General features: G+C 56.9%; 20 protein-coding genes. 11 read left to right on the top strand and 9 right to left on the bottom strand.

What is annotated here, in order from left to right:
* The first annotated feature begins 387 nt into the window (after positions 1 to 387).
* Genes OLX72_RS07790 through OLX72_RS07780 form a run of 3 tightly spaced genes read left to right on the top strand, consistent with a single transcriptional unit; the run spans position 388 to position 2,200 of the window.
* Positions 388 to 858 (top strand): hypothetical protein, encoded by a 471-nt coding sequence (locus OLX72_RS07790; protein ID WP_433990214.1) that lies wholly within the window; start codon positions 388 to 390, stop codon positions 856 to 858.
* Entirely contained in the window at positions 855 to 1,544 is a 690-nt protein-coding gene (locus OLX72_RS07785) for a hypothetical protein (RefSeq protein WP_433990213.1), read from the top strand. Before OLX72_RS07790 ends, OLX72_RS07785 begins: the two co-directional genes overlap by 4 nt.
* Before the next feature lie 44 nt (positions 1,545 to 1,588).
* Positions 1,589 to 2,200 (top strand): MAPEG family protein, encoded by a 612-nt coding sequence (locus OLX72_RS07780; RefSeq protein WP_114871722.1) that lies wholly within the window; start codon positions 1,589 to 1,591, stop codon positions 2,198 to 2,200.
* Between the two features lie 31 nt (positions 2,201 to 2,231).
* On the opposite strand, the gene OLX72_RS07775 is transcribed toward OLX72_RS07780, so the two are convergent.
* Together OLX72_RS07775 and OLX72_RS07770 are read right to left on the bottom strand one after the other, a co-directional pair.
* The gene (locus OLX72_RS07775; protein ID WP_433990212.1) at positions 2,232 to 4,160 is read right to left on the bottom strand and encodes a DUF3604 domain-containing protein; all 1,929 of its coding nucleotides are present in this window, start codon (positions 4,158 to 4,160) and stop codon (positions 2,232 to 2,234) included.
* A gap of 142 nt (positions 4,161 to 4,302) precedes the next feature.
* Complete coding sequence (locus tag OLX72_RS07770) at positions 4,303 to 4,995, bottom strand: winged helix-turn-helix transcriptional regulator (protein ID WP_114871724.1); 693 nt, start codon at positions 4,993 to 4,995, stop codon at positions 4,303 to 4,305.
* A gap of 170 nt (positions 4,996 to 5,165) precedes the next feature.
* Between OLX72_RS07770 and OLX72_RS07765 the strand changes: the two genes are divergently transcribed.
* Positions 5,166 to 5,492 carry a DUF1330 domain-containing protein gene (locus OLX72_RS07765; RefSeq protein ID WP_114871725.1) on the top strand — a complete coding sequence of 109 codons (327 nt, stop codon included), beginning with the start codon at positions 5,166 to 5,168 and terminating at the stop codon, positions 5,490 to 5,492.
* Between the two features lie 135 nt (positions 5,493 to 5,627).
* On the opposite strand, the gene OLX72_RS07760 is transcribed toward OLX72_RS07765, so the two are convergent.
* From OLX72_RS07760 to OLX72_RS07750, 3 genes are all read right to left on the bottom strand, one after another.
* Positions 5,628 to 6,725 (bottom strand): site-specific DNA-methyltransferase, encoded by a 1,098-nt coding sequence (locus OLX72_RS07760; RefSeq protein WP_114871726.1) that lies wholly within the window; start codon positions 6,723 to 6,725, stop codon positions 5,628 to 5,630.
* A gap of 105 nt (positions 6,726 to 6,830) precedes the next feature.
* The gene (locus OLX72_RS07755; RefSeq protein WP_433990211.1) at positions 6,831 to 7,448 is read right to left on the bottom strand and encodes a ribonuclease HII; all 618 of its coding nucleotides are present in this window, start codon (positions 7,446 to 7,448) and stop codon (positions 6,831 to 6,833) included.
* Between the two features lie 116 nt (positions 7,449 to 7,564).
* Complete coding sequence (locus OLX72_RS07750; RefSeq protein ID WP_114871728.1) at positions 7,565 to 8,065, bottom strand: hypothetical protein; 501 nt, start codon at positions 8,063 to 8,065, stop codon at positions 7,565 to 7,567.
* 178 nt (positions 8,066 to 8,243) lie between these two features.
* Here OLX72_RS07750 and OLX72_RS07745 point away from each other — a divergent pair, with 178 nt between their 5' ends.
* Together OLX72_RS07745 and OLX72_RS07740 are read left to right on the top strand one after the other, a co-directional pair.
* A complete protein-coding gene (locus OLX72_RS07745; protein WP_114871729.1) occupies positions 8,244 to 8,537 on the top strand; it encodes a hypothetical protein in 294 nt (97 codons plus the stop codon).
* Entirely contained in the window at positions 8,509 to 9,213 is a 705-nt protein-coding gene (locus tag OLX72_RS07740; protein WP_205388999.1) for a winged helix-turn-helix domain-containing protein, read from the top strand. The genes OLX72_RS07745 and OLX72_RS07740 overlap by 29 nt, the downstream gene beginning before the upstream one ends.
* Before the next feature lie 16 nt (positions 9,214 to 9,229).
* Here OLX72_RS07740 and OLX72_RS07735 read toward each other — a convergent pair whose 3' ends face one another.
* Positions 9,230 to 9,886, bottom strand: a complete 657-nt coding sequence (locus OLX72_RS07735; RefSeq protein WP_433990210.1) for a TetR family transcriptional regulator C-terminal domain-containing protein — start codon at positions 9,884 to 9,886, stop codon at positions 9,230 to 9,232.
* A gap of 140 nt (positions 9,887 to 10,026) precedes the next feature.
* Between OLX72_RS07735 and OLX72_RS07730 the strand changes: the two genes are divergently transcribed.
* From OLX72_RS07730 to OLX72_RS07715, 4 genes are read left to right on the top strand one after another with little or no spacing between them, the layout of a single operon-like run.
* Positions 10,027 to 11,664, top strand: coding sequence for a phytoene desaturase family protein (locus tag OLX72_RS07730; protein ID WP_433990209.1), 1,638 nt, complete (start codon positions 10,027 to 10,029; stop codon positions 11,662 to 11,664).
* A 10-nt stretch (positions 11,665 to 11,674) separates the two neighbouring features.
* Positions 11,675 to 13,240, top strand: a complete 1,566-nt coding sequence (locus tag OLX72_RS07725; RefSeq protein ID WP_433990208.1) for a phytoene desaturase family protein — start codon at positions 11,675 to 11,677, stop codon at positions 13,238 to 13,240.
* Positions 13,240 to 14,445: an aminomethyltransferase family protein gene (locus OLX72_RS07720; RefSeq protein ID WP_433990207.1), complete on the top strand. Its 1,206-nt coding sequence runs from the start codon at positions 13,240 to 13,242 to the stop codon at positions 14,443 to 14,445. Before OLX72_RS07725 ends, OLX72_RS07720 begins: the two co-directional genes overlap by 1 nt.
* A gap of 22 nt (positions 14,446 to 14,467) precedes the next feature.
* A complete protein-coding gene (locus OLX72_RS07715) occupies positions 14,468 to 15,871 on the top strand; it encodes an aminotransferase (protein ID WP_433990206.1) in 1,404 nt (467 codons plus the stop codon).
* Here OLX72_RS07715 and OLX72_RS07710 read toward each other — a convergent pair.
* On the bottom strand, positions 15,868 to 17,904 hold the full coding sequence (locus OLX72_RS07710; RefSeq protein ID WP_433990205.1) for an FAD-dependent oxidoreductase: 2,037 nt from the start codon (positions 17,902 to 17,904) through the stop codon (positions 15,868 to 15,870). The genes OLX72_RS07715 and OLX72_RS07710 overlap by 4 nt on opposite strands.
* A gap of 157 nt (positions 17,905 to 18,061) precedes the next feature.
* On the opposite strand from OLX72_RS07710, the gene OLX72_RS07705 reads away from it, so the two are divergent.
* Positions 18,062 to 19,126: an ABC transporter substrate-binding protein gene (locus OLX72_RS07705; RefSeq protein WP_433990204.1), complete on the top strand. Its 1,065-nt coding sequence runs from the start codon at positions 18,062 to 18,064 to the stop codon at positions 19,124 to 19,126.
* Between the two features lie 67 nt (positions 19,127 to 19,193).
* Here OLX72_RS07705 and OLX72_RS07700 read toward each other — a convergent pair whose 3' ends face one another.
* Both OLX72_RS07700 and OLX72_RS07695 read right to left on the bottom strand, forming a co-directional pair.
* The gene (locus tag OLX72_RS07700) at positions 19,194 to 19,976 is read right to left on the bottom strand and encodes a methyltransferase domain-containing protein (RefSeq protein WP_433990203.1); all 783 of its coding nucleotides are present in this window, start codon (positions 19,974 to 19,976) and stop codon (positions 19,194 to 19,196) included.
* 74 nt (positions 19,977 to 20,050) lie between these two features.
* Complete coding sequence (locus OLX72_RS07695) at positions 20,051 to 21,142, bottom strand: ABC transporter ATP-binding protein (RefSeq protein WP_433990202.1); 1,092 nt, start codon at positions 21,140 to 21,142, stop codon at positions 20,051 to 20,053.
* Positions 21,143 to 21,158: the final 16 nt, after the last annotated feature.

The raw sequence follows: 21,158 nt of genomic DNA, 5'->3' as shown, positions 1-21,158 counted from the left end.
GGGTCAGGACAAAAAAAGCCCTACCAGTCTTGGGAACGGGGGGCTGTGCGAGGCTTAGACTGTTCCGGCACACCATTCCATTTGACAAGTTACGCGGTCTGACATCAACGTAATCTTGAGAGACGCCGGTTCGGCAACGTACCTCCGATCTCTTTCTTCTTGATGCGTGGTTTTGCCATGGGCATGGGTGTGCTTATTCTTGCGGTGCTGGGCGTAGCGGGATTTTTTCTTGCTGGGAAGCTCGGACTTCTGGGCTTCTTTCTGACACTCGGCAATCGCGGGCAAGCCAGATTTCATCGAACCGAACGCGACGGTCAAACTGTCTTCAGTATCACCCCGGCAAGACCTTCGATCGCAGCTTTGGTTGCGATTGTTGTGGGTGTGATCATGCTGGCGAGTATAAATACGCTTGAGATCATCGCGTTTTTCGACCTGATCCCGCTGACCATGGGGGCGCTCGCCTTTCTGATCGGGGCACGCTACCGACGATCCGCCGAAATCACGATTACGAGTGATGCGGTCAACAGTGGCGGCAAATCCTGGCGGCTGGGCGAGATTGCGGATTTCAACGTGCGGCAGGGAAGCTGGATCAATGCGAAAGAGCCGCCACCTTTGGTTGAGCGAACGCCGGATGGCGGACTGGTTCATGCCAGCAAGTCCACATCAGCGATGTTTTCACGCGCACTCAACAGACGGATGATCGATCGTTCCTATCTTGTCAGTTTGCGCACCCGCGCGGGCAGTGACGAGACGGTTTTAAGCGGCGGGCTGACGCCGGACTGTGCCCAAGCACTGCAGCGCGACCTGCGCGAGGCCATTTCCAAATACGCCAAGGCCTGGATGGGGGGTGTCGCATGACATCATTTTCGTTTCTGATAATCGCAGGACTGATCGCGAGCGCCGGTAGCGCAGCGGCACAGGCGGACTCATTTCCGGTGGTCCAGTCTGAAACCGCCTTTCTGGATGCTTGTGAACATGAATGGGTAAAGCGCGAGCCAAATGCGGCCCCTTGGGCGCGGGCCGAATGCCAGGTCAAGTGGCGATGGGCCGCAGCGGCAGGCCCGATGGCAGATACCATACTTGCGATGAGCAGAGCCGACGGCGACGCAGTAAACCCGCAAGCGCCGCGTGCGATATCCGGGGCGGCTATGCCGGCCGGGGTTGCAATGTCCTTGGACGCAGCAGGCATCCGCTTTGACTGGCAAGAGCCGGGCTCGGAGGGCCGGTACAACGTCACCGGCGCACTGCGCAGCCGCGGTGTTGATCTGCAATCGCTGGGTTGCCCGCAATACCCCGGTGCATCAATGGGCCGCGAAAAGGTCATGCTGGCTCTTGCACCCGGCCGTCAACCTTTTGTCGTTACAGTCTATAGCCGTGCTGCGCCGACCAGCTTTGAACCCGGAGTTTATGAGGTCGATGCCGATTTCAGCGGCAACGTGCCTGACCAGCAAGCATTGCAGGCTGGCCGCTATCCCGACGGTGGGGGCCGCGCTTTTGCCGTCGGTCCTAACGCCTGGGTGGCTGATTGCCCCGATCCGGAGTAAACGCGGGATCAAGAGATGCCTTCCAAAAGAAAGCGAGATGACGCATGTCGTATTCAATAAGAGCGCAGCGGGCAGATGAAGCGGAGATCGTGACGCTTCGAGACAAACGAATCCGCAAATACGCAGTGATCATCCAGGCGTATCCGGTTGTACTCATACTGGTCAGTGTTGTTATCAATCTACTGGCATTTGGTGTTGAACCATTCGTACTTGCCCTGCCATCAACTGAAATCGTCTGGGCATTGACGATTTGCGGACTGCTTCTGGTTCTGAACCACACCTGGTTGATGACAGCGACGGAACTGACACGTCTGCATCACAACATGTACGCCACCCACGAGGAATGGACCCAAAACAACGCCCGCAAAGAAGACGTGGACGAACAGGGCTGGATCGAGCTTGAGCGTCACCATAACGCCCACCGAAATGCGACCGAGAATACCGTTTATTTCATTTTTCTGGCATTCATCGTCTGCATCACTTCTCCGGCAACCCTATTAGCGCAGGTCTGGCTGGTCTGCTTTGCAATTGCCCGCATCGGATATTCATTCGGTGCTTTGCGCGGACGGACCGGGCTGCGACAGGCATCGATGAGCTTTAGCCTGCTTGCGATTTACGGTCTTGCAAGCAATCTGGCGCTAAGCCTGCTGGTATAGCAGCGCCGTTTTTCGCATCTTGAGTACCGATTTAGGGATTGTACCAAATCGGCGAAGAATAGGCTCTCTCTTGTCCTTTCAAGGTAACGTTGTCCGGAAACTCGACGTTGAATTTCACTCGGTCATATGCTGTCCAGCGCGGGGTCGGAATCTCGATCACACGAGCATAGTAAAACGCCTTTAGCGATGGATCGAACTCCGGATCGGTCCAAACCGTACCCAACTCGGCAGCGCCGATTGTATTTGTCCAATTCGGAACCGCCAGGTCCACCGTATCACCAACCGGCGGCAGTTTACCGTTTTCATCCGGTATGCGCTGGTCTGACCATGCGACATCGTAAACGCGCTCTTGCGTGTTTCCTTCTGCATCAAGCCATCCTTTGACCACCTGTATGCGGTCAATGTTCGCGCCAATCGGATCTCTCAGCGCATAAACAAGAAAGCGGGGCGAGGTTTTTGCGTCAGGTGCTGCGGACAGATCTGATCCCATTGGTACGCCCTTGGCATAGCCAACCTGCGCCAGTTCCCGAGTATTCGCGTCATTCTCGTCAAAATCCCAGCCACCGAAAAATCTCAGGCGCAAACGGTTGCCGGTGGTCGCATAGACTTCCCGACGTTCCATCGCGTCGAATATTGCACCGCGTGTGTTTTCTGTTGCCCAGACCGCTGTAAGCCCGGAAGTGATATATTGCCATGCCGCGATTCCGGCCAGCCCATCCGCCGTTTTGTTCGAAAAGTGGATTTCTCCGTTTTCTACAACTCTGTCCGGAGATGGCTCATAAGTTGTGAATTTGTGGAAGAAGTTGTTGTTTTCCATTGTTGTCATGCCGACATGCGTGTCACTGGCGCCGACCATGCCGAATTTGAACGGATTCACACCAAGTTTGCTTTCAAGCTGCAGGCCACGTTTGAGACCCGAACGTGCATATTCTCCGGGCAACATCTCTGGCGTTTTCAGTTCGGTAAGATCAAGGTTCCCAACATCCCAGTTTTCAAAGTCAGCAAATTCATCCGTCGGAGACAGCAGAGGATGCGATTCTCCGTCGCCCTTCATTTGCGTCGCCTCATATAACCGTTCCCACTTTTGCCGATTTTCTGCGTACTCGGCGTCAAGTTCGGCACCGTCCGCGAAATCATCCTGCAGGGCAAACATCATACCGTTCGAAAGGTTGCCATTGTGCGGAATGGCTGTGACATCTCCGCCAGTGGTGTTTTCGTAGTTCTCAAGCCAAGCCCACAAATCGCGGGGGTTTCTGGACCCTACGGGCGGTGTTGTTGTGTAAGGCAATACCTGACCGGCACGCTCTGGGCCGTCCCGGAAAATGACGTTTCTGTGCAAATTGTTGCCCGCGACCAGCGAGGTCCACTCAAAGGCAATGAACGTTGTGAAAACACCGGGATCGTTAAACTCTTCCGCTGCCAGAACGATATCATCCCAGACCCGTTTGTAGGCCGGATTACCCGGTTGATAGTTCAGTTCCGGAGAAATGGTGCCTTGGGCAAACTGAGTGATCAGGCGGAACATCGCCTCTGCAGCAACAGTGCCACCTGCATTGAAATCCTCGTGAAATGTTTTTCCGTCAGGGTCCGCCATGATGTTCGGCGCGCCCTCCAGGATATCAATGATCGCGCCCATGGCGTCAGAGTGATCCGTGATCATGTAGAAATCGAGTGGTCTGGACAGTTTAACCGGCTGGCCCGTGTTTGAGGTTACCTGCTCGCCCCGGGCCAAACGATATGCATCGCGCGGCATCAGCCGCGTACCAGAACCACCAGCGTCTGCTGACAAACCGGTATGTACATGCGTGTCGCCGAAATACACATTCGTAGGAAACGCACGGTCGGCATACGGAGAATACGGCCGGCCGCTGAAAACATCGTCTGATACGCCCGTGGCGTCCTGAGCATAAAGCGAGCCGGACAACAAAGCTGCCAAAGCGGCTGATACAATTATACGCATCCTACGATCTCCCAAGCTTTTGTGTTTTCCCTGATGTTACAGCAGCATGCGCAAAAAAAGAAAGTAGGCAGTGTCAAAAACTGTGAATCAGACCCAGCGAGAGGATCGTTTTCCCTGAGCTCTCGCTGTGTCTTCGCGGATTCTAGGCCACCAGCTTTTTCTGTTTGGCAAAGGGGCTTAACCCCATCCAGACTTGCATGGTTTGCGCGAGCTGCCGATCACCCAAAAGCTCTATCTTGTCCCGTTCCCTTTCAATCGTGCTTAGTCCCATCCATATCGCGGTCATCGTTCGCAAGTCGGTGGTCACATACAGGTTGATCTCGAATCCCGGATCGGACCAGCAAAGATCGACTTCGCCGTCAGGTTCGATGACCAGCCACCAGAGGTTTTTCGTGGACGGTAAATCCGAGTACATAAACTGAACTGCTGTGCGGATCTGCGGTAAAGGGGATGGATCAAGATTGCGGCGCATGTCCCACATGAGAAGCGAAGGGTCGAGGTTTTTGAGGGAAAGCGATGACTCGACCCATTTCTGACCCCAGATGCCTATGGCTTCGATGACCGAGCGAAGGTCTTTTCCAGCCTCGGTCAGGTGGTATTCGTAAATGCCTTTGTCGGTTTTCAATGCCTTGCGTTCAACCACGCCCGCCTGTTCAAGCTCTTTCAACCGTGTCGACAACAAAGCAGGCGACATCTTGGGAACGCCACGTCGCAAGTCGTTGAACCGTGTGGTTCCCGCAACGAGTTCGCGCAACAAAACCATGGTCCATCTTGTGCAAAGCACCTCGGACGCCATGGCCACGGGGCAAAACTGCTTGTATCCGGCTTGTGCCATATCGAACCTCCTGTTCCATAAGGAATGATCCTAGGGTCCGAAACACCATCCGCCTAGTTCAGAAACTGAATCTGGTGGTTCAGATGCGGAACTGGATCGGTTGCGGCACCGTACCCTAGGTTTCTCTGGCAAGCCTCGATGTTCGATGCTGAAGCCAATGGGAGAAAATTATGAGTGTATTTCTAATAGCCGACATCAAGATCACAGACGATAGCTGGGTTCCGGACTACGCGACCCATGTCCACGAACTGGTAAAAAAGCACGGTGGCCGGTACCTGTCTCGCAGCGGCAATATCGAAACCCTTGAGGGTTCGGACAAGGACAGCACGCTGATTGCGATTCTGGAATTTCCAACGCGGGACGCATTGAACAGTTTTGCATCCGATCCGGAATATGCACCGTTTGGCCGGGCGCGACAGGCGGGGAGCGTCAGCAATTTTCACGTGATCGACGATACCGATATTGCCGGGTCAATTCCCTACCTGAAGGCCGGGTGAAAACCGGCAAATATTCTGCCTGACAGGTGCACAAAAAAGGCCCCGCCTTTGGGGGGCGGGGCCAAGGTGAGTGCCTGTTTTACAGGCGGTCCAGACAGACCACAGGCACCGGCGGTATTCGAATTCTCTTGAAAATCAGTTGGCCATTTCCGAACGGATTTGCTGCCGCAACAGATCGATTGGCACGCGTTTTCCATCGCGTTTGAAGTGCCAATAGGTCCAGCCATTGCAGCTTGGCGCGCCTTCCAGCGCGGCGCCAACCTGATGGATCGAGCCTTTGACATCATCCCCGATCAGGGTGCCATCGGCACGCACCTTGGCCTTGTGGCGGTTGTTCATGGAATAAAGTTCTTCGCCCGGTCGCAGCATGCCGCGTTCCACCAACTGGCCAAAGGGAACGCGCGGTTCGGCCCGTTTTGATGCGCTGACCTGCAACGCTTCGCGGTCGAACTTACGCACGGATGCAATACGTTTTTCCGCGACCTTGCGATAGGCGGCTTCGCGTTCGATACCGATGTATTCGCGGCCCAGCATCTTGGCGACAGCCCCTGTGGTGCCGGTGCCAAAAAACGGATCAAGCACAACATCGCCGGGATTGGTAGAGCCGACAAGTACGCGGTGCAGCAGGCTTTCGGGTTTTTGCGTCGGGTGGGCCTTTTCGCCGTTGTCGTCTTTCAGACGTTCGTGGCCGGTACAGATCGGCAGCACCCAGTCGCTGCGCATCTGGATCCCTTCGTTCAACGCCTTCAGCGCTTCGTAGTTGAAGGTGTATTTGCCGCCTTCTTCCTTGCTGGCCCAGATCATCGTTTCATGGGCATTGGTAAACCGCTTGCCGCGAAAGTTCGGCATCGGGTTGGATTTGCGCCAGACAACATCGTTCAGCAGCCAGAAACCGGTATCCTGCATCGCCGCGCCGACGCGGAAAATGTTGTGATAAGATCCGATAACCCAAATCGCGCCATGCGGTTTCAGCAACCTGCGGGCCGCTTTCAGCCATGCTTTGGTGAAGGTGTCATAGGCAGCGAAAGACGAGAACTGATCCCAGGCGTCATCCACGGCATCGACGCGGGAATTGTCGGGGCGGTGCAGGTCGCCTTTGAGTTGGAGATTATAGGGCGGATCGGCAAAGATCAGATCAACAGAGCCCTCCGGCAAACTGTTCATCACATCAATGCAATCGCCATCAATAATCGTATTCAGCGGGAGCGCCGCGGCGCCCTTTGTCTTGGTCATTCTGTCTGCCTCTGTCCCGGCGCATTTTACGCTCGTTGGTTGAGGACAAAGATGAGTCAAAGCTGATTCGTCGTCAATTTCTTTTTTGAATCAAGGCTTTAAGATTTAGCCTTGATACAAGATATAGTGCACCGGTTTAAACGAACGTCTATGGTGTGGGGTTACGCCAAGATTTTGAAGCGCCAACCTGTGGCTTTTTGACGGATATCCCGCATTTGTCTCCCATCCATATCCCGGATGCTGTTGCGCCAAATCCACCATGATGCGATCGCGGCATATTTTTGCAACGATCGAGGCCGCAGAAATCGAAACTGATTTGCTGTCACCCTTGATCAGCGGTTCAGCCGGAATGTGTAATCCGCGTGGAATCAAGTTGCCGTCGATCAACAGGAAATCCGGCGGCGGGTTCAATCCGTCAACCGCACGTTCCATCGCCAGATGCGACGCGCGCAGAATATTGAGCGTGTCGATTTCTTCGACGCTTGCATGCGCAATCGATACATCGGCAACAGCCATCAGGGCATCGTTCAGACGAGCGCGCACCGCTGGCCCCAGTTTTTTGGAATCGTTCAGCCCGGCGGGTATGTTGGCCGGGTCCAGAATAACCGCCGCGGCGGTGACGGGGCCTGCCAGCGGGCCGCGCCCCACTTCATCGACGCCCGCAATGCGGATGTACCCGCGTGCAGCGGCTTCTGCTTCGAATGAATAGTCAGGTCCGGCCATACTGTTGAATGCCCGCAGGACCGCCCCGACATCAACCCGAAAAAGGGGGAAAGGTACTGAATCAGACCTTTCCCCAAGTTCGGCACCATAGAACGCGGTGCCGCTTCGCCTGCGTACTAGTTGCGGGCGAAGGTGTATCCATAGGTGCGCAGGCATTGCGGGCCGTAGCCGCGCCGCACGCCGCCACGGCTGCGCACTTCGCTGTAGCACTCGCTTGGCAGGCGGTTCACATGGCGATAATTTTTGCGCAGGCAATGTTCGCCCAAAAGCCGAACCGGCCCGCGCCGCGTGTTGTAATCGTTCAGGCAATGACCTGGCAGAACCTTGCGCGCGACCCGGTCGGGCAACGGTCTGGGTTTCAACGCATGACGGGGCGCATGTTGGGTACGCGGCAACGGCTGATAGTCGCGGCGCGCGGTATAATCATAATCAGGCGCCTTATCCTTTTTGCGCTGGTCGTTGATGATAGCCCCCAGAACGACAAGCCCGGCGACTCCGGCCAGAAAGCGGGCCACATCCCGATCGCCGGCACGGGCCGACCCGGCCGAGAATGCAGTGATTGAAATGGAAACCGAAATGATTGCGGCAATGAATCTTCTGTGGCGTTTTCCGGACATCTTGTCGTTCCTTTTGCAGCTTAGGTTGATCCTGTTCCGATGCGGAAAGCAGGGAATATGCCCAAGACTGGGTGAGGACGGCAAAGACAGGCAATATCAGCGCGGCGTTATCCGATAACAGCGAACCGGCGGCGGCCCGATATTGAATATCAGCCAGCAAAGGCGCACTAAGTGACTTATGAAACAGATGCTTCTTTCCCTTGTGGCCACCGTTGTGCTGGCCTGGATGGCGCCGCCGGTTCTGGCCGCCGATTGTTTTGCCGATTACAAGGCCAAACAGGACAACCCGCTGCGCCTGCATTACGGCGTGGTTCAAATCAGCGGTGCCTGCACCAAAGAGTCGGCAAAATCGGAAATCGCGGCAAGACTGTCCGGCAGCGGGTGGACTGTGTTAAATGTGGTGTCCGTTTTCGGGCCTGAAGGTTTGCCAGAAAGGAAAGACAGTGCCGGACCTTTCTACCTCCGTTATTGACACGCGCCGGTCCGGAAACCGGATCGTGGTTTTCGGGATCGTCTCTATTGTTCTGATCCTTCTTGTTGCGGCCATCGGGCTTTTTTTTGCCTTGCCGGATGCCGGGGCATTTGATGCCCGCGTTGAACAACTGTTTATCGAAAACAATGATCTGACCGCGCAGGCCGAGATCAAGCTGCTTGAAATTCTGGCGCAGTCCGGCACGGCATTTTCCGATACGTTGTCCAGTTACCGCATTGTGATCTTTGTGCTGCTGGTGTTCGCCACGGCGCTTTTGGTGGCGGCGCTGGTGTTTCTGGTGATGCTGGTCACGCTGAACCGGCGCATGGCACAGATTGAACGCGTGGGCATTCAGGTCAATTCGCTGTTGATCAGCCGCGAGGAAAAAACCGTTTATCTGAACAATCTGGGCTTCAAGCTGACCGAAGCGGCAATGGAAACCCTTAGCGTTCTGGCCGAAGCGCGGCTGGACGACGATGTACTGTCCGGATCCGAGATCGAAGGTATGATTTCAGGGCGCAACGCCGCCGATTGTGACGAAGCAGCAGGGGCCACCCGCATCAAGCGATTGCGCGACACGCTGGGCAATCAGATCGTGTCGGAACTGCTGGTCAAAAACATTGCAAGACGCGGTTACATGCTGGCGATCGACAAAGATGTGATCCAAGTCATCTAGGCCGGTTGGGCGCGTATCACCGCACCTGTTTGCGGATTCTTTCCGCATGATCGGGCAAAAGCTGCTGAACCAGTTCGAACGTCGATTCAAGTGCGTTTTCGATGGTTTCCGTTTTGGGGAACAGATGCAACCGCTGCCAGAACGCATCGGTAAACCCGTCAATCCATTCCGCGATGCGCGCCGGGTTGGCCTGATCATCATCCGCCAGCAAACGTTCGCAAACATTGCGGACCGCCTGTGAACGGCGGATATCGAACTGGGCTGAAACATCGGCATAGGACGGCGTGAATTTTTGTTCGCCCCAAAAGGCGAACCAGATCGACAACGCGTCAGAGTTGCAGACCTGCGGCGCAAAATCTGCCCGGATCAGGGCCAGCAACTGATCCAGATGGTCCGGTCCAGCGGCAGCAAGAGCCTGTTGCCAGTTTTCCTCGTAACGTCTGTATTGTTCGCGCAAGGCTTCGGTCAGAAGGCCGGTTTTCGATTTGAAGTAGAAAACGGCAACCCCTTGCGAAAGCGATGCCTCGTTCGCAACCGTCGCCAGGGTTGTCTTGGTCAGACCGTTCGCCACAATCGAACGCAGCGTGGCATCCAGCAACTGTTGGCGCCGCTTGTCTGCATTTGCCTTGCGCTCTTTTCTGGGCTTGGCCGTTTCGGTTTCAGTCGTCTTCATATTGCCGCCTCTGACAGGTAGCCCCTGTTTTTCATAAACCGCGCACCGTGTCAGCCAGATTATTTTTATTTGAGCGCTCAGAAAAACTTTACCGTCAAGAGTCTGTCGGCTAGTATCGCGGGAAATCATGGAGACGGAAAATGGGCAAACACAGCGCCTATGATGCGATTGTCGCAGGGGCGGGCCACAATGGCCTGACAACTGCCTGCTATCTGGCCAAGGCCGGTTTGCGGACACTGGTCGTGGAAAAGAACGACTGGATCGGCGGCGCCGCTGTCAGCCGGTCGCTGCACGAAGGCTGGACCTATTCCAACTGTTCCTATGTCTGTTCGCTGCTGCGCCGTGAAATCGTGCGCGATCTGGAATTGCCGCGCTTTGGTTTGCAGGTGATCCCCTACGAAGGCGGTGCCAGCTTTGACCGGAAGGGCGATTATTTCGCCTACATGTCCGACCATGATGCCCTGCGCCGTGAAATGGCGCGGCATAATCCACGGGATGTGGATGCCTATGAACGGTTCAGCCAGACCGTGATCCGCCAGTGCCGGTTCATCCGTCCGTTCCTGCTGCGCAATGCGCCGGATCCCACATCGATGAAACCCCGCGACATTTCCGAATTGCTGTTTCTGGTCAAACAGGCGCACGGGCTGGGGGCCAAGGAACTGGGTGAAACCCTGCGGTTCTGGACCATGTCGATCGGCGATTTTCTGGACGAGCATTTTGAAAACGATCTGATCAAGGCGCATCTGGCCGGATCGGGCATCATCGGCACCGGCCTTGGCGTCTATTCGCCCGGAACGGCCTACGTGTTGCTGCACCATTACATGGGCGATGTGGATGGCGCCATTGGCGCGTGGGGCTTTGCGCGCGGCGGGATGGGGGCCATTTCCAATGCGCTTGGCGCAGCCTTCGAAGAGGCGGGCGGCGAAATAGCCGTTGGGTCGGGCGTTGAAAAGTTTCTGGTCAAGGACGGCAAGGTGACGGGTGTGGCGCTGGAAAACGGCGATACGTTCGAAGCCCCGATTGTGGCTTCGAACATGGATGTGAAACGCACATTCCTGCATCATGTGGATCGCGGCGATCTGCCCGCAGATTTCACCCGCGCGGTGGAACGGTTCAAAATTCGCGGATCCAGCGGCAAGATCAACATCGCGCTGGATGCTCTGCCCGAATTTCCCGCAGCCCCGGTCAACGCCACGTTCCTGCGTGGCGACATGCATTGTTCAACCTCGCTGAACGAACTGGAACGGGCCTATGACGACTGGAAGGAAGGGCAATGGTCGTCCGACCCTTATTTCGACATGCTGATCCCCAGCCAGATCGACCCGACGATGGCACCGCCCGGCAAACATATGATGACAGTGTTCGTTCAGTATGCCCCCTACGATCTGGAGGTGAACGGCGTGCGCAGCGGCGAGAACTGGAACGATGCAAACCGCAAGGCCTTTGCCGATTGCGTGTTTGACAAGATTGAACAAGCCTGCCCCGAAATCCGCAAACGCATTGTCCATGCAGAAGTGCGCACCCCTTGGGATATCGAAAAAGAGGTTGGCCTGACCGAAGGCAACATCTTTCAGGGTGAACTGACCTTTGACCAGTTGCTGTTCAACCGTCCGGTGCCCGGTTACGCGCAATATGACACACCGATTGACGGCATGTATATTGTCGGATCATCCGCCCACCCCGGTGGCGGTGTGATGGCGGCCCCCGGCGCCAACGCCGCACGTGAAATTCTGCGCACCATCGGCAAGGGCAAGCTGATGCCCAGTTTTGCAGCGTGAGGGGGATGGCATGAACACAACATCCAAACCTTATGATGCGATCGTGATCGGGGCGGGCCACAACGGGCTTGCCGCGGCGGCGACACTGGCCGCCAAGGGCAAATCGGTATGCGTGATCGAACGGGACACGGCGATTGGCGGCATGTCCAAAACCGTGGACATGGGCGACGGGGTCAAGGTCCCCCAAATCGCGCATCTGCTCTACAATCTGAACCCGGTTGTGGCGCGCGAGATCGGGTTGACCCTGCCGAAATCGGTCAACCTGCCGACTGTGTCGCTTTCGGCGGATGGCAAACACGTTGTGATGGACGGCAAGGATGTATCCTTTGCCGATGGGTCCGCACATCCCGAAGCGGAAACCTATCGCGCGCTGGTGGCGCGTTTGCAAAAATTCGCAACGCTGCTGGGCCGGATGTCGGTCAAACCGCCGCCGTCCCTTGCGGGTGGATTGGCAGAAATTGCGACGCTCAGGGAACTGGCGGGGCTGGCAAAGCTTGGCATTGATCTGAAACGTATGGGCAAAAAGGACATGCGCGAATTTCTGCGTATCCTGCTGTCAAACGCCAGTGACGTTCTGTTGGACGAACTGCAAGACGCGCCACTGGCAGGTGCCTTGTCGGCGGATGCGGTACGCGGCGCCTATGCGGGGCCGCGTTCACCGGGCACGGTGTTTTCGCTGATGTACCGTCTGGGTAATGGCGGTGCGGTGCAATTGCCGATGGGCGGCATGGGTGCGGTTGCCGATGCCTTTGCCACTGCGGCTCGGGGCAAGGGCTGTGACATTCGCACCGGAACCGGTGTGGCGCGTGTTCTGGTTAAAGAGGACCGCACACAGGGTGTGGAACTGGACGATGGCACGGTGATCCGGGCCAAGGCGGTTCTGTCCAGCCTCGGCGGTTTTCAGACCATGCAGATGGCCGGTGTCGCCCATTTTGATACCGAAGCGGTGCGCCGCATGCGCAACCTGCGCAACAAGGGCACAACTGCCAAGGTGCATCTGGTGCTGAGCGGCGTGCCCACGTTTACTGGATTGTCGGCGAAACAGGCCGCTGCACGGTTGCTGGTTGCCCCGTCATCCACCTATGTCGAACGGGCGTTCAACCCCGCAAAATATGGCGAAATGTCGAAAGATCCGGTGATCGAGGCCGTTCTTCCCAGCCTGTCGGATCCGTCGCTTTGCACCAACGGACAGCATGTGCTGTCTGCCGTGGTCAGCTATGTGCCCTACGCGCTAGACGGCGGATGGGACGACGCCGCGCGTAAGCATCTGATCAAGCTGACGATTGAAACGCTGGAACGATATGCGCCGGGCATCTCTGGCCTTGTGACCCGCGCCGATGCACTGACCCCAGCCGATATCGAGGCGCAGACCGGTGCGCCCGGCGGGCACTGGCATCACGCCGAAATGGGGTTTGACCAGATACTGACAGTGCGGCCGGCCAACGGCATGGCCCATTACCGGTTCGGCATTGGCGGCTATTACCTGTGCGGGGCATCCGCCCATCCCGGCGGGGATGTGATGGGGGCAGCAGGGCGCAATGCCGCGCTGCAACTTTTGCAGGACGGAGGGGTGTGATGGCGCGCGCAACGAAACAGAAAACACAACAAACAGGCGTGCCCATCGGGCTGATCGACGGGCCGTTCCAATCCCGGCTGGCGCCGCTGAGCCGCGCGAAATCGTGGGGGCGCTGGGCCGGTTACGTGTCGCCACTGGTTCTGGATACGGTCGAGTTTGAATATTTCGCGATCCGCAATCAGGCCACGCTGTTTGATATTTCACCGATGCACAAATACCGGATTTCCGGACCGGATGCGCTGGCCGTGGTCAACCACTTGGTCACGCGCGATGTGCGCAAGATCCGCGATGGCCGCGTCAGCTACGTGATGTGGTGCGACGAAGATGGCATGCTGATCGACGACGGAACATTGTTCCGCTTTGCCGAGGACGATTACCGGTTGTGCTGTCAGGAACCGATGTTCGGCTGGCTGCTGGACGCCGCATGGGGTTTTGACGTTCAGGTGATCGACGAAAGCGATCTGGTCGCGGCCTTGTCTTTGCAGGGGCCGACATCATTTTCGCTGCTGAAAGATGCCGGCCTTGGCGCGGTTGCGGACATGAAACCCTTTGACTGGCGCGAGGTGGAACCCGATCTGTGGGTGTCGCGCACCGGGTTTACCGGCGATCTGGGCTATGAAATCTGGGTGCCATGGGACAAGGCGACACAATTGTGGGACAGGTTGTGGGCCGCGGGCGATCATTGGGGCGTGCGCGCCATCGGATCCGAAGCGCTGAACATCGTGCGGATCGAGGCGGGGTTTATCGCCGCCGGCGTGGATTTCCAGCCGGTTCATGCGGTGATGCGTCTGCACCGCGGGCGCACCCCGATCGAACTTAGTTTTGAAAAGATGGTGGCCTTTGACAAGGGCCATTTCAACGGGCGCCGCGCGTTGTTGAAACAGGTTGCCGATGGCCGCCGCTATCATCTGGCCAAGATCGACATCGGCGGTTTCAAACCCGCGCAGGACGCGCTGATCTATCACCGCAAAAAGAAAGAGGTCGGGTTTGTCACGTCCGGGGTCTGGTCGCCCACCACCAAACGCAACATCGCGCTGGCCGAGTTCAAGGCGCCTTACGGATTTGCCATCACATCCGATCTCTGGGTCGAAGTGTACGTGAACGAAGAAGGCCGCTGGGACCGGCGCCTTGTCCCGCTGAAAATCGAAAACAAGCCGTTCTTTCAGAACGCACGCGCACGGGCCACACCGCCCGGCCCGTTTTAATCCGTCGCCAAGGAGAGACTCCATGACAAGCGTCAGTGAAAACATCACCGCATTGCCGAACGAACCGGATGCCGAACAGTTGAATGCCTGGGACCGCAAGTATCAGCTTCATCCCTGGTGCCCGATGGACAGCTGGCGGGATTACGACAACATGCTCGTCGATCAGGCCGAGGGTATTTACCTTTGGGATCACAAAGGCAAAAGGTTCATTGACGGCCCCGGCGGCATGTGGTGCGTGCAAATTGGCTATGGCCGTCAGAAAATGGCGGATGCGATATCGACCCAGGTGATGCGGCTGGCCTATAACTCTCCCTGGACCACAACAACCGAACCCTCGGCCGTTCTGGCCCGCAAGATCGCAAAAATGACACCCGGCGATCTAAATAATGTGTTTTTCACCACGGGCGGGTCAACCGCCGTCGACAGCGCCCTGCGCACTGTCCAGTTTCTGAACAACCGATTGGGACGCCCAAACAAGAAAATCGTGATCGCGCGGGAAAAGGGGTATCACGGGTCAACCTATCTGGCATCGACCGTGACGGGCAAGGAACGCGACAAGAACAGGTTCGACGTGGAAAGCCGTCTGGTTGAATTCCTGCCCGACGTTAACCCCTATCGCCGCCCCAAAGGGATGAGCGTTGAGGAATGGTGCGATGAAAAGATCGCCGATCTTGAAAACGCGATTGCAGAGCTTGGGCCGGAAAACGTGGGCGCGTTCATCGCCGAACCGATCCTGTGTTCCGGCGGTGTGATCGTCCCACCGCCCGGATATCACAAGCGCACGCTTGAGGTGTGCCGCAAGCATGACATTATCTATATCTCGGACGAGGTGGTGACAGGGTTCGGCCGTCTGGGCCACTGGTTCGCCAGTGAAGATGTTTTCGGCATCCAGCCCGATATCATCACCTGTGCCAAAGGTCTGACATCAGGGTATCTGCCGCTGGGCGCCTGTATCATATCCGACCGGATCATGCAGCGCATGACGGGGCCGGATCAGGATGTGCTGTTTTCAAACGGCTATACCTATTCGGCGCATCCGGTGTGCTGTGCTGCCGCCCTGACCAACATCGAGATCATCGAGGAAGAAGGAATTCTGGAGCATGTGCGCGAGGTGACGCCCCATTTCCAGAAGCGCCTGCATGATCTGATCAAGTATCCGATTGTCGGTGATGTGCGCGGCATGGGATTGCTGGGCTGTATCGAAGGCCGCCCCGAAGAAGACGGCGGCAATCTGGAAGCGCAGCGCAAACTGGGCGCGTTGCTGGATGAAGCCTGTGAGGAAATGGGGCTGCTGGTGCGCCCGCTGATTAACATGGCGGTTTTTTCGCCACCTCTGATCATCTCCAAGGACCAGATCGACGAGATGTTCGATATTCTGGAAAAGGCACTTCAGAAGGTGACGGACGATATGGCAGACGCCGCCTAGCGCAACAAGGTCGGGTGCTCGCGCCGGCCATGTGTCTGCGCCGGATCGATGTTCCGGCCCAGATCCATTGCCGCGCGGTACCCGCTGTAAACAGCCGCGGCAATCGTCGAGGCCGCATCGGCATCGCCGATACGCAGCAGCGATTTCATCTTTGGCGTCTGCCGGTCTGCAAGGTCTGAATAGAGATCCGTCACCGGCAGCCGGCGGGTCAACGGGATAACACCATCGCAAGCAATCATATCCGTCTGGCCGGAAAACACACAGCACAGCCGCACCTGTCCGTTTCCAACTCCCGCGACCTGCTGGTTGGTCACGATCTTTACCCCGGCATTGATCAGGGCGGCGTTGGATTGCATTTGTTCCGACGTATGCGCACCCCACGCACATGCGCGCCCCGCAGGTGTGACAAGGGTTACATCATGCCCACGCCCGCGCAGTTCCAGCGCCAACACCGATCCCATGTAATAGTGATCGTCGTCATAAATGACGACCGACTGCGCGCCGATGTGCGTTCCGTCCAGAACGGTTTCCGCATTGACGATCATGTTCGGATCAGCCGGTTCGAACCCAAAATCGCTATGGCGCCCGATCGCATCCGAAGCCCAGCGCGCGCCGGTTGCGATCAGGACATGATCCACCTCTAAAGCGATCACATCATCCACGCGCATCCGGCTTTCGGGGTAAACCGCGATATTGTCCAGTTTGGCGATCTGACCGATGCGCCAGTCACGCACCCGCGCCCATTCAGACAGGCCGGGCAAGCGGGATTCACGGGTTACGCGCCCGCCCAGTTGCCTGTTCGCCTCGGCCAGAATCACGCTGTGCCCGCGCGCGCCCAGAACCCGCGCCGCTTCCAGCCCGGCAGGCCCGCCCCCGACCACAAGCACCTTTTCCGGTCTGTCGCTTTGACCTGTCTTTTCCGGATGCCAGCCAAGGCGCCATTCTTCACCCATTGTCGGGTTTTGGGTGCACCGGATCGGAACGCCCAGTGAATCCTGCGCATAACAGATGTTGCACCCGATACATTCCCTTATATCGTCTGAGCGCCCCTGCGCGATCTTTTCCGGCAGGAACGGATCGGCGATCGACGGGCGGGCCGCGCCGATCAGATCCTGTGTGCCGTCGCGAATGACCCGCGCCATCGTGTCGGGCGATGAGTAACGCCCCACCGCCACGACAGGTTTGTCTGTCAGTGTCTTGGCCCGCGCCACGCTATTTGCAAGAGCAGCTTCTTTCACAAAGCGCGACGCGCCCATTTCGACGCCGTAATCATGGACTGTCAGATCCCACAGATCGGGCAAACCGGACAGCAGTGAAAACGCATCATAGGTTTCGGGGTCTTCCAGATCGACGGTAAACCGAGTGGCGACGGCCGCCCTGTCCCCGACAGCGTCTTTCGTATCTTCGATTATTTCGGCCACAAGACGCACGCGGTTTTGCAAGCTTCCGCCGTATTCGTCACTGCGCGTGTTGGTATCTGCGTTCAGAAAATCCGACAACAGATAGCCATGCGTTGCATAGACATAGACGATGTCAAACCCGGCCTCTAACGCGCGCAGTGCCGCGTCACGGTGCCATTTGCGGATATTGCGGATGTCCTGTTTATCAATCCGGCGGGTCTGGCCGGGGTGGAACGCGCTGCTGTCGGTCTGGGGACGGTTGCGCAGCCCCAGCGCCGGCATCCGCGAGGCCAGGTTGACCGTCATTCCGCCACCAACCCAAAGTTCAACGCCTGCCAGCGCCCCATGTTCATGCACCGCCTCTGTCATCAATCGATGTGCGTCGATATCTTCTTTGCCCCACAAGGTGGCGTTGGCGTGCCCTTCATTGTCCGAACTGGGATGGATCGAACAGTATTCGGTATTCACAACACCCCAGCCGCCTTCCGCCTTGATCCCCCGCATCGCCGCCAGTGCACTCGGACGACGCCATCCCATACCCGTGCAATGGGGCACCTGATAAAATCGGTTCTTGGCGGTGACAGGCCCGATCTGGATCGGCTGGAAAAGAATATCATGGGCTGGATCGCGCATATTTTCAGTCTCGTATGTCCAAGGGTTGTTGTTTTTATTTGAGCGCTCAATAAAAACTTGTGTCAACACGGAATCCCCCTTAGCCTTTTGGGGAAATACAAATAACATCACCTGACGTCGTCCAATTGAACCAAGAAAACCAAAAAAGGGGAGAACTATGAATCACTTTAAATCCATCAGCGCGGCCTTGGCGTGTTCGGTCGCGGCCATCGGAACCATGGTCCATGCACAAGATGCGGAACTGGTTGTCTTTGACTGGGCCGGATATGAAGATCCGGAGTTTTATACCGCCTACACGGAAACCCACGGCGAAGGCCCGACTTTCGCATTCTTCGGCGATGAAGAAGAAGCGTTCCAGAAACTGCGTTCGGGGTTCAAGGCCGATCTGGCACATCCCTGTTCCCAATCGGTCCCAAAGTGGATCGAGGCCGGTTTGATCGCGCCGCTTGATACATCGCGGATTGATCGTTGGGATGAAATTGACCCCAACTTCCGCGAAATCGAAGCGTTCAAGAAAGACGGTGAGTATTATTTCGTCCCGATCGACTGGGGCAACACGGCAACGACCTATAACACCGAATTGCTGAGCGAAGAGGATGTGGCATCGCTGCAGGCATTCGCCGATCCGAAACACGCAGGCCGTATTTCCATCGGCGACAACGTGGATGACGCCTATGCCCTTGGATTTCTGGCGACAGGCGTCAAGGACTGGACCACGGCCACCGACGAACAGTTCAAGGCGGCATCCGATTTCCTGCGCAAGGTGCACCCGAATGTGCGCACCTACTGGTCTGACGGGGCAACGCTGGCGCAGTTGATGCAAAGCGGCGAAGTCTATCTGTCATGGGCCTGGAACGAAACGTTTTCAACCATGAGCTACGAAGGCTTTCCGATTGCGATGAAACGCGACACCGCCGAAGGATCGTCAAGCTGGGTCTGCGGTTACACGAAAATGGCGGAAGGGCCGGGATCCGAAGACAAGGTCTATGATTTCATCAACGCATGGCTTGAACCCAAGACGGCGGAATACATCGTCAACGCATGGGGCTATGGCCACAGCAACGCTGAAGCCCTTTCCGGAATGAGCGCGGAAGATCTGGCCGCTGTCGGGTTGGAAACCAGCGACAGCCTGCGTGATGGCACATTGTGGCAAGCGCCCGTCCCTTCGGAACTGCGCGAGAAAATGATTGCGGAATTCGAACTGATCAAAGCCGGTTTTTAAGGCACCGCACATCGTGAACGGAAATGCTGTCAGACCACGGTCTGGCAGCATTTTTTTCGCCCGAACCCTAGGCCGGACGTTGCGCGCGAATGTGGTGGGGGCAATGTTCGCCGGACTTCAGCACCTTGACCATGGCCGTCCATGTCTTGATCTGGTCGGCAATAAAGGACGCACCGTGTTTATTTTCCAGATCTGACCGGTCAGGGCCGACCAGATAGGCCAGTTCCTGTTCACCGACTTGTGCATACCACGCATTGCGGCTGGACAGGGTGACATCCTGAAAACCGGCCCCGTGCAAGGCATCCGCATACCGCGTGGGAGACGCCATTGCGAAATCAAGCGCTTCGAGTTTGATATAATGCTGCATGTCTTCTGAGGGCGTATCATCATGGGCGATCAGCCAATCTGATGCTGCAAACCAGCCGCCGGGCTTCAAAACACGAAAAACTTCGGCCGACAGGAAATCCTTGTCCGGAATATGAATGATCGAATCTTTGGAAAACACCACATCAAAGCTTTGATCGTCAAATTCGAACGGACCTGGAGACACCTGTTTGATCGACACCCGGTCCTGCAGACATGCCGCAGCAATCCGCGCGCGCGCCGCATCGCACACCGGCGTTTCGACATCAACGCCAACAACGTGGCCCGCGCCGTGATCCCGCGCCAGAGACAAGGTGATCGCGCCCGACCCACACCCGATATCCAGAACGTTTTTCCCGGCCAGATCCAAACCCGTCAGAACGCGCGACACCTCTTCCGGGCCGCCGGGCGAAAGATACCCTTCCCCCCACATCTGTTCCAGAAATGCGATATGGGCATCGTCGTAGAGATCATCTGACACGGTCATTTCCCTTTCTTAACAGCGGGCGCGGGTGACGGACCTGTCTTTATACCTGAAGCAGGTCGCGTACATCGGCTGCCCTAATTAAACAAAACAATCGAATCCGAACCCCATCCGACGGACACGGTGTTTCCCGGTTTTACCACAGACCGTCCCGCCGTGTTGCGCATGGAAATTGTAACTGGCTTGGTCTGGTCGGGCAGCAGGACGTCATAATACGTCATGTCCCCGTAGTAGGATGTGTTCACAACATCGGCGTTGACTGTCCGTTCGGATGCCGCCCCATCAAACAACACAGTCAGCATTTCAGGGCGGATGCCCACGGTTTCGATGGTTTGCGGTGTCAATCCGTCAGGCACCTGCGCGCGGGGTATATCTACCTGCCCCAGTGCGGCGATTTCGAATGTGATGTGATCATTCGCCATTTGAACAAACCGCGCATCCAGAAAATTCATCACCCCGATAAAGGATGCCACCCGACGCGTATTGGGGTAGCGGTACAATTCTTCCGGAGTTGCCATCTGGGCAATCTCGCCTTCGAACATGACGGCGATCCGGTCGGACATGATCAGCGCTTCTTCCTGATCGTGGGTGACCAGAATAAACGTGATCCCCAGCGATTGCTGCAAAGCCCGCAATTCCACCTGCATCTGTTCGCGCAGCTTCTTGTCCAGTGCCGAAAGCGGTTCATCCAGCAATACGACCTTTGGCTTCATCACCAGTGCCCGCGCCAAAGCAACGCGCTGGCGCTGTCCGCCCGACAACTCGTGCGCGGCGCGGGTGCCGTATCCTTGCAGATCGACTTTGGCCAACGCGTTTTCGACCTCTTCGGCCATTTCGGCCTTGGACAGTTTCTTGCGCTTCAATCCGTATCCGACGTTTTCAGCGACACTCAGATGCGGAAAAATCGCGTAGCTTTGAAACACCATATTGGTTGGCCGGTGATTGGCGGTGATCCCTTCCATCGGTTTCCCGTCAATCACGATGGATCCTGTTGTCGGGTCTTCGAAACCCGCGATCATGCGCAGCAATGTCGTTTTTCCACAGCCGGACGGACCCAGCAGGGAAAAGAACTCTCCCTCCCGTATCTCGGCGTTGATCCCGCGTAGGGCCTGGACCGACCCAAAATTCTTGGTGACGTCGTTCAGGTTGATGATGGTTTGGGGGGTCATTCAGATTTCGCTTTGT

This window comes from Sulfitobacter sp. TBRI5 (assembly GCF_051013555.1).
Classification (GTDB): domain Bacteria; phylum Pseudomonadota; class Alphaproteobacteria; order Rhodobacterales; family Rhodobacteraceae; genus JL08.
The sequence above is the reverse complement of the archived record's forward strand: the minus strand, read 5'-3'. Positions and strand labels throughout refer to the sequence as shown.